Consider the following 7,623-nt stretch of genomic DNA (forward strand, 5'->3'; position numbering starts at 1 on the left):
TATCTTGACTTTTTGTAGTTTGTTGCTTTGTTTATTTTCGGGAAAAATGTAATTTCCTCAATCAACAAGTCAAGATTTATCATTTAAATTTCTCCAGAACCCTAGTGTTTTTTTAAACCGGCTACTCAAATCTCGCAAGCGTTAGCAGCAATACATCTCTATTCAGCTATAGAGCGATGAGATGGAATTTTTAAAAGTTTTCTACTCAGGATTTGTCGTCAGTTATCAAAATCTAAAATTCATGCCAAATCGTCATCCCAAATTTGAACACCAGCCTCATACCGAAGCTGCCGATCGCACCATTCGGTTGAAGCAACATAAAAACCTGTTTTCTTTATTATCTATAGCGGCGGGTTTAATTTTTCTTCAGGGATATATGATTGCTCCCCTGATTCCCCGTTTAGCGGAAGTATTTAGCGTTCCGGTTCAGGAAATAGGCTTTATTGTTCCGGCCTATATGCTATCTTATGCCCTGATGGCGTTGTTTTATGGGCTCATCTCGGATCGATTTGGACGATGGCCTGTCATTCGCATTTCCTTGGCGATTTTTGTGATTTGCACTGCCTTGACTGCCACGGCTCAAACCGCTTCACAAATGGCATTATGGCGGCTACTCACCGGGCTTGGAGCCAGTGGAGTGATTCCATTAACCTTTGCTTTAATTGCAGATTTATTCCCCTTTGAACAACGAGGCAGCAAATTAGGATTAGTATTCGCTGCAATGGAAGGGGGAATGGCTGCCGGTTCTGCCGGGGGTGCGATTTTGGAACCCTTTGTCGGGTGGCGATCGCTCTTTGTGGGGACAGCAGTTCTAGCCGCTTTAGTCCTGTGGCAGATGCAACCCTATGGAGACTTATTTGATGCCCCCAATGTATCCAATCTCCCCACAATTCGCCAGATATTTGCAGGATATCGCCAAATCCTAGGCAGTTTTCGAGGACAACGGACTTATGCGTATGTGCTTTGGAATGGGATTTATCACTCCGGGGTCTATACCTGGCTGGGGTTGTACTTATCCCAACGGTATCAAATGGATGCCTTGAGCATTGGATTGACCATTTTAGGTTATGGTATTCCAGGCTTGTTGCTAAGTTCTTTAATTGGTCGTGCCGTGGACCGCTGGGGTCGTCGTTGGCTAATTCCTGCCGGGTTAGTCATGTCGGCTTTAGCTGGAATTGCCATGATTTTTGAGATTTCCGCCAATGCAACCACCGTAGCGGTTCTCGTTTTATCCTTGGGGTATGACCTGACCCAACCTTTGTTTGTCGGGATTGTGACTGACTTAGGAGATGAGAATAGTTTAGGTCAAACAATGGGACTGAAAGTATTTACCCTCTTTACAGGATTTGGTATCGGCAGCCTGTTGTTTGGAGAATTATTAAACTTCGGATTTGAAGTGTCTTTAACCCTGTTTGGTGGCATTCAATTAATTGCGGGTTTAATCGCTTTTCTCTTGTTTTGGCAAGAAGTTCCGTCCCCGCAGATTGAACCCCTGGGAGAACAGGGCTAAAGACGCCATATCAAGAGGACCCCACCCTAACCCTCCCCTTGCCAAGGGGAGGGGACCGGAAGGTGCAGTTAATCTTAAGGTTAATCACCGTAAACGTAAAAAACCTATCCTCCCCATCTCCCCCATCTCCCAATTGTTGTCAAACCCAGACCCTTCACAGAGCCGCATCTTGGTATAATCCCCTGTCAAATAGGCCACTTTTCAAGGAAAAAACTATGGCAGACTGGCAAGAAATAACCGGAGGGGTGACGGCTCCAAAAGGATATCGTGCGGCAGGGATTGCCGCTGGGTTAAAACCGTCAGGAGCACCGGATTTGGCATTGATTTGGTCCGATGTAGAGGCGATCGCCGCTGGAGTGTTTACAACCTCCGTTGTTCGTGCCGCTTGTGTAGACTACTGTCGCCAACGCCTTGAGGAAAAAGCCAGCGCCCGCGCTATCTTATGTAACGCTGGACAAGCCAATGCCGCCACCGGGGAGCAAGGGTTGGCAGATACTCTCGAAAGTGCCGACTTATTAGCCCGAGAACTCTCAATTTCCCCTAATTCCGTCCTGATTGCCTCTACCGGGGTAATCGGTCAACGGATTAAAATGGATGCCTTGCGGACCGGGATTCCCGCCGTTGTGGCGGCTTCCTCCCCCGAGGGCAATGATGCAGCCGCCAAAGCGATTTGCACCACGGATTTAGTCCCCAAAACCATCGCCTTAGAAACCACCTTTGAGGGCCGTCCGGTGCGAATCGGTGGGATTTGCAAGGGTTCGGGAATGATTCATCCGAACATGGCAACCATGCTGGCGTTTGTCACCTGCGATGCCACTGTTTCTTCCCATCTGTGGCACGATATGCTCAAACGGGCAGCAGATCGGAGTTTTAATCAGATTACGGTGGATGGAGATACCAGCACCAACGATACTCTGATTGCTTTGGCAAACGGACAATCTCGGACCCCGGCGATTACAGAAATGGGTCCGGAGGCGGAAAAATTAGAAGCGGGATTAACGGCGGTTTGTCAACATCTGGCGAAGGCGATCGCCCGGGATGGAGAAGGCGCAACCTGCCTGATTGAAGTTCAAGTTACCGGCGCACCGGATGACGCCGCAGCGCGTCGGGTCGCCAAAACCATTGTCGGATCGAGCTTAGTTAAATCTGCCGTCTTTGGACGGGACCCGAACTGGGGGCGGATTGCGGCTGCTGCGGGACGTGCGGGGGTTACCTTTGACCAAGACAATCTGCGGATTCAACTGGGTGAGTTTTTGTTGATGGAAAATGGTCAACCCTTAGCGTTCGATCGCCCTGCCGCCAGTGCCTATCTGAAACAAGCGGCTGCCGGTGCCTATTTGAAAGAGGATACAGTGCTCATGCAGGTGCAGATTGGCAACGGACCCGGAACCGGAATAGCCTGGGGATGCGACCTCAGCTATGATTATGTGAAAATCAACGCGGAGTACACCACTTAAGGGACAATAGCTTGTTCCCGTGGCTAAATCCACCGATGTTGCAGGAGGGGCAACTGCCCTTCCTGGGGGATAAACCCGATTGAGTTTACGTTAAAATTGAATAGGAGCGATGGATATTTCCCGGGAAGCGGAAAGCAATTTGGGGCATTCGCCTTCCATCGAAAGCCTGATGATTCAACATTTGGGGGAAATTGCCTGCAACTGAATTGCCCCTACTTTTACTGAACAATAAACCTGACGTTCTGAACGGAACTCGATGAACAAGAACAAAGGCGGACGCCCAGCTACCGGACAAGGAGAGCGTTTTTACTTCCCTATCCCCAAAGTAAAAGCGGCCCATATCCTCAAGGTGATTCCGGATGATAAGATGCCCCTGGTAGAGGAACTCTTACAAGCTCTGGCGGACCAAGCAAACCTCAAAAAATCCCAATCTTCTTGACTTTAGGTTTTTTTGCCAATAAAATTAAAGCAGAAGCACACAATAAAAAAGCGCGATGCCCACGACCAAGTAGTACCGCGCCTTTTAGACCAAATGACCCGAATTATTCTCGATTAGCGACTAACTAATCGAAGGTTAAAACGGAAAAACAATAATCAGTGAATCTATGTACCCGTAGCACTACCAGACCAGTATCAGTACAAGACCAGTACCAGTACCAGAAGTACAAGAATCCAGAATCACGAATCCAGAATCCAGAATCACGAATCCAGAATCACGAATCACAAGACAATCACCAAACAAGAAAGGATTATACCATGAACACGACCTATCCGCAACCCCCCGCCCTCGAAAATTTTAGCCTGCTGGAACTGACACCGAGTAAACCCGCCTCAAAACGGTTACCCCAGGGAGGAAAACAATCTTTGGACAAGGCGATCGTGCCTTGTCCGATTCAGATAGAACGGCTGGGGGTCGTCAAACGGACGAATACGCCCTATATTGTCTATCGGACACCCTACGGGAGAGGCTGCACCTTCATTGCCCGGAAATATTTGATTCAGTCGCTGTTGAGCTTGTTGGGGATTCGCGATCGCCCGGGAGAACCGATTACCGGGATTAGCATCAGTGAGTATCGCCTGAGCTTCCAGCAAGGGGAAACCCGCTACACCCTTCCCGATCGCGAGGTATTCGACTATCTGGAGCGGCAAAATCAAGCGGCGATCGAAGAATTGCAAGTCAAGTTACTGGGGAATCAAATCCTCGTCTGGAATCCCCTGAATGGCCACATTAACGAGATTAAACCCGAGGGATGTTCTTGTTATCAAACTTCTGACCCCCAGTCATTTTGCAAACATCAAGTTGCAGCTCATTTGTATCTACGAAATCAAGGGTGGGGTGCTTTAGGAATTTATTTTAAGCCCAATGAAGAGGCCGCTGCATCTCCCGCATAGCGATCGCCATTTTCCCCCAGCTTAGGTCACTGCACCTCATCCCCTCTAACTTCAATACCGCCCACAAAAAGGCACTGCCTTGTCCATCCGCTCAAGGATCCGGGCAATTTGTGCATTGTGATAGGGCGGTTTGCCACCGATTGGGGTGGATTGTCCCGACAGTCCTCCGGCAATTTTTCCTAGCAATTCCTTAAACAATTGCAGGAGAATCAATAAATATTTCTTATCCAGAGAATATATTTCAGATTCTCTATCTTTTGGATGAGTGAATAAGCGTAGTTCTTCGTTTATACCTATAACCAGATTTGAAAAAATTTCCCATTGAAAGTCTCCAAAAATAACCCAATTCACCCGGAACAATAGCTCATTTGAAATTTAGTGGAAATAGACCGTTATGAATTTGCTGAAACCTTCAAAAATGACTCGAAAATTCAGCCTAATTCTAGGTGGATTATTGACCAGTTCTCTCCTATTTGCCATGCCGGTGAGGGCCCAAATTACTGAGGCCAAAGTTGATTCTCTGGTAGAGGCATTGCGACTAGCTGCACCGGATACGGGTACGGAAGATGACGGACTCTATAGCGAGTGGCAAATTAAACCGGATAATATTCCCCGGTGGTCGAGACTCTGTATTCAACAGGAACTTACCCCGGCGGAATTTGAAGCGAATGAAGCCCAAGCTAGAGAAGTTTTAGCCTGTGTGATGAGCGATGTCCTCCAGGAGGAGTATGAAGCCAGTGGCAATGATGAATCCTTAGCCGTGCGTCGGGCGGCGGCTTGGTGGATGGCTGGAGACCCTGAGCAATATAACAGTGAGAGAATTTCCGACTATACTCAAGAGGTTTTGCAATACTATCAGCAACAGCAATAAAATCTGAGGGTCCTCGTTCCCCTTTTTTAAGAAAAACTCCAGGGTAAAAGCATAAAAATTACTCATTTTTATGCTTGATGCAGGCGGTTATCTTCAGATCCCGCCTTTTTTATTGCGTTCATACCAAAAATAATAAATTGCCAGTTTTGCAACCTAATTTTTATTCGGCTCATTGCACTTCAGAGGATATGATGACGGTAAAAGTTGTGGTAAGGGGTGAAGATTTTGACCTATACAGAGGACTCAAGGCGATCGCTGCTTTCATCGGGTTGCATTGAGAATCCATCGGTGTTGATTTGTGGGTTTGGACATCCCATGAGTTGCATCCGACAGCAGATTACCGCATCCAAAGTCTCAAAATGGGTGTAGGGTTGTCCTGACTGGATCGATTCAGCTTGGGAAATTTAAAGGTGTCTGTGAAGGAGTGACGTGGGATGAGCGATCCATTATTGCTGGCGATCGGGTTATTGACTCAGATGAAGACTTCAATCTCTGACGCCATACCGAACCAGCCTAAGCCCCCAGAACAAACTGTACCGAGAATCAACACCCAGGAATGGGAATTAACCGTAAGGGCCGATATACTTCCCACAGTAGAAATGAGTGGGCCGGAATTTAGTTCAGTTGGCAGTTTATCTCCCTTGGGGTTGGGTGATCAACTGTTTGGCAGTTATCCAGCGGAATTTGTGGGACAGTCTCACCGGGCGATCGCCTCGTCCAATGCGGCCCTTCCCAAAGCTGAAACTGCACCGGAACGGGTTGCTTATGCCCGAACTCCGTCCTTTCGACCCCAGTCGGGACCGCAACTGTATCAACAACGGTTAGCGGCATTACAGGCGGGACAGACTTATACCCGTATTCCCAGTGATAGTTATGGATCCTTGTGGGTGAATGCCTGGGAACAGCCGACTTATGAACAATGGAAAGCCCTGCTAGAACGAGAAGCGCAAGCGGTGGCGAAAGGACAGGGTTCTAATCGGTTAGCGGTGTTGTTGGGAGATTCCATTAGTATGTGGTTTCCCCAGGACCGACTTCCCCAGGGGCGGATTTGGTTGAATCAGGGGATTTCTGGGGATACTTCCCGAGGCATCCTGAGTCGATTGTCGGCTTTGCGGGGAACTCGACCGGATACGATTTACATTTTGGCGGGGATTAATGATTTACGCCAGGGGATGGGGGTTGATGAAATTCTGGAGAATCATCGCCAGATTCTGCGTTGCCTACGTCAAGAGCATCCTGGTGCTCAGGTAATCCTACAATCAATTTTGCCCACGCGGTTAGCCCAGATTCCCAATCGGCAAATTGAGTGGATTAATCAGCAATTGGCGGCGATCGCCCAGGAAGAAGGGGCGAGTTATCTGGATTTGTATGCTCAGTTTAGCGATCGCGCCGGAAACTTGCAGTTGGAATTAACCACCGATGGATTACATCTGAATGCGCGAGGGTATGAACTCTGGCAAGGGACCCTCACCCATGCAGAATCCTGGCTGGCGGTTCATTCGAGGCGCTAAAAGCATCCATAACAATTTTTGGGGATAGCTATCAATCCAGCTAGGGAGATTTGGGGTCCAGCTGTTCGCTGCGATCGGTCTCCCAAACAGGACTTAGGCAATCTTTAACATCAAAATAACATCCCTAAAGAATGTAGAGGCGATTCGCGAATCGCCTCTACATTCTTTTAAGTGTTAAAGATGGCGTCCTGCCAGCTTCTAAGCCTTACGGTATCAGCATTTTAGACCTATGCAGCCTCTCTGAAAACGGGGGCTTTTTTTAAGGGCGGCGATCGGTCCCCCCTAAAAGTTGGGTAGAGGAGGGCAAAAGGGCTTCAAGGCGATCGCAAATTTTGCTAAACTACACCACAATTACTAACTTTGCCTCGTTAGGGAGGATCCGGGAATTCGGATCCACTCCCGGCCCCGTCTTGGGATAAGTTCACTAGAGTCTGCCTCCAGAAAATGGAACCCGAGTACAGAAACACAGTTTTTCTGCTGACAGTTTCAACCTCGATCCATCACCCATTTTCTGGCATAGTACCGACCCAGGAGAACGGGTCAAACCAATCTTCCCGAACTCCCAGTATTGATGCCCTCTCGTGATTGACCATGACGGGATCAAGGTTCAAAACCCCCGAACGATGTTGAAAAGCCAAACGCGATCCGGTTTTAAACCGTCCATCAAATGTGGCAACTCCGCCTAGTCGGGGTCTGGTTCACGGGACAAAGTGAATGAGACAGAAGGCTTTGGCTGTATGCTATAAATCGGCTTTTGCTACTTAACATCAACCCGGATTAAGATCAGCAGGATATCAGAGGACCTATGGCAACAAAATTCCCAAAATTTAGCCAAGACCTCGCGGCAGACCCGACAACTCGTCGGATTTGGTACGGGATTGC

At 48.3% G+C, this 7,623-nt stretch carries 8 protein-coding genes; 7 read left to right on the forward strand and 1 reads right to left on the reverse strand.

Going from position 1 to position 7,623, the window contains the following annotated elements; translation table 11 throughout:
• Positions 1–241 precede the first annotated feature (241 nt).
• The 4 genes from NG795_RS21645 to NG795_RS21660 all read left to right on the forward strand — a co-directional run bounded on the left by NG795_RS21645 (position 242) and on the right by NG795_RS21660 (position 4,359).
• Positions 242–1,510 carry an MFS transporter gene (locus NG795_RS21645; RefSeq protein ID WP_367290712.1) on the forward strand — a complete coding sequence of 423 codons (1,269 nt, stop codon included), beginning with the start codon at positions 242–244 and terminating at the stop codon, positions 1,508–1,510.
• A gap of 215 nt (positions 1,511–1,725) precedes the next feature.
• Positions 1,726–2,967, forward strand: coding sequence for a bifunctional ornithine acetyltransferase/N-acetylglutamate synthase (argJ, locus tag NG795_RS21650; RefSeq protein WP_367290713.1), 1,242 nt, complete (start codon positions 1,726–1,728; stop codon positions 2,965–2,967).
• A 256-nt stretch (positions 2,968–3,223) separates the two neighbouring features.
• Complete coding sequence (locus tag NG795_RS21655; RefSeq protein ID WP_367290714.1) at positions 3,224–3,406, forward strand: hypothetical protein; 183 nt, start codon at positions 3,224–3,226, stop codon at positions 3,404–3,406.
• A gap of 317 nt (positions 3,407–3,723) precedes the next feature.
• Positions 3,724–4,359, forward strand: a complete 636-nt coding sequence (locus NG795_RS21660) for a hypothetical protein (RefSeq protein WP_367290715.1) — start codon at positions 3,724–3,726, stop codon at positions 4,357–4,359.
• A 51-nt stretch (positions 4,360–4,410) separates the two neighbouring features.
• Here NG795_RS21660 and NG795_RS21665 read toward each other — a convergent pair whose 3' ends face one another.
• A complete protein-coding gene (locus tag NG795_RS21665; RefSeq protein ID WP_367290716.1) occupies positions 4,411–4,710 on the reverse strand; it encodes a hypothetical protein in 300 nt (99 codons plus the stop codon).
• Positions 4,711–4,777: 67 nt separating this feature from the next.
• On the opposite strand from NG795_RS21665, the gene NG795_RS21670 reads away from it, so the two are divergent.
• The 3 genes from NG795_RS21670 (at position 4,778) to NG795_RS21680 (ending at position 6,741) form a co-directional block, all read left to right on the forward strand.
• Positions 4,778–5,230 carry a hypothetical protein gene (locus NG795_RS21670; protein ID WP_367290717.1) on the forward strand — a complete coding sequence of 151 codons (453 nt, stop codon included), beginning with the start codon at positions 4,778–4,780 and terminating at the stop codon, positions 5,228–5,230.
• Positions 5,231–5,455: 225 nt separating this feature from the next.
• Positions 5,456–5,599 (forward strand): hypothetical protein, encoded by a 144-nt coding sequence (locus tag NG795_RS21675; RefSeq protein ID WP_367290718.1) that lies wholly within the window; start codon positions 5,456–5,458, stop codon positions 5,597–5,599.
• Positions 5,600–5,664: 65 nt separating this feature from the next.
• On the forward strand, positions 5,665–6,741 hold the full coding sequence (locus tag NG795_RS21680; RefSeq protein WP_367290719.1) for an SGNH/GDSL hydrolase family protein: 1,077 nt from the start codon (positions 5,665–5,667) through the stop codon (positions 6,739–6,741).
• Positions 6,742–7,623 lie beyond the last annotated feature (882 nt).

Source organism: Laspinema palackyanum D2c (assembly GCF_025370875.1).
Classification (GTDB): domain Bacteria; phylum Cyanobacteriota; class Cyanobacteriia; order Cyanobacteriales; family Laspinemataceae; genus Laspinema; species Laspinema palackyanum.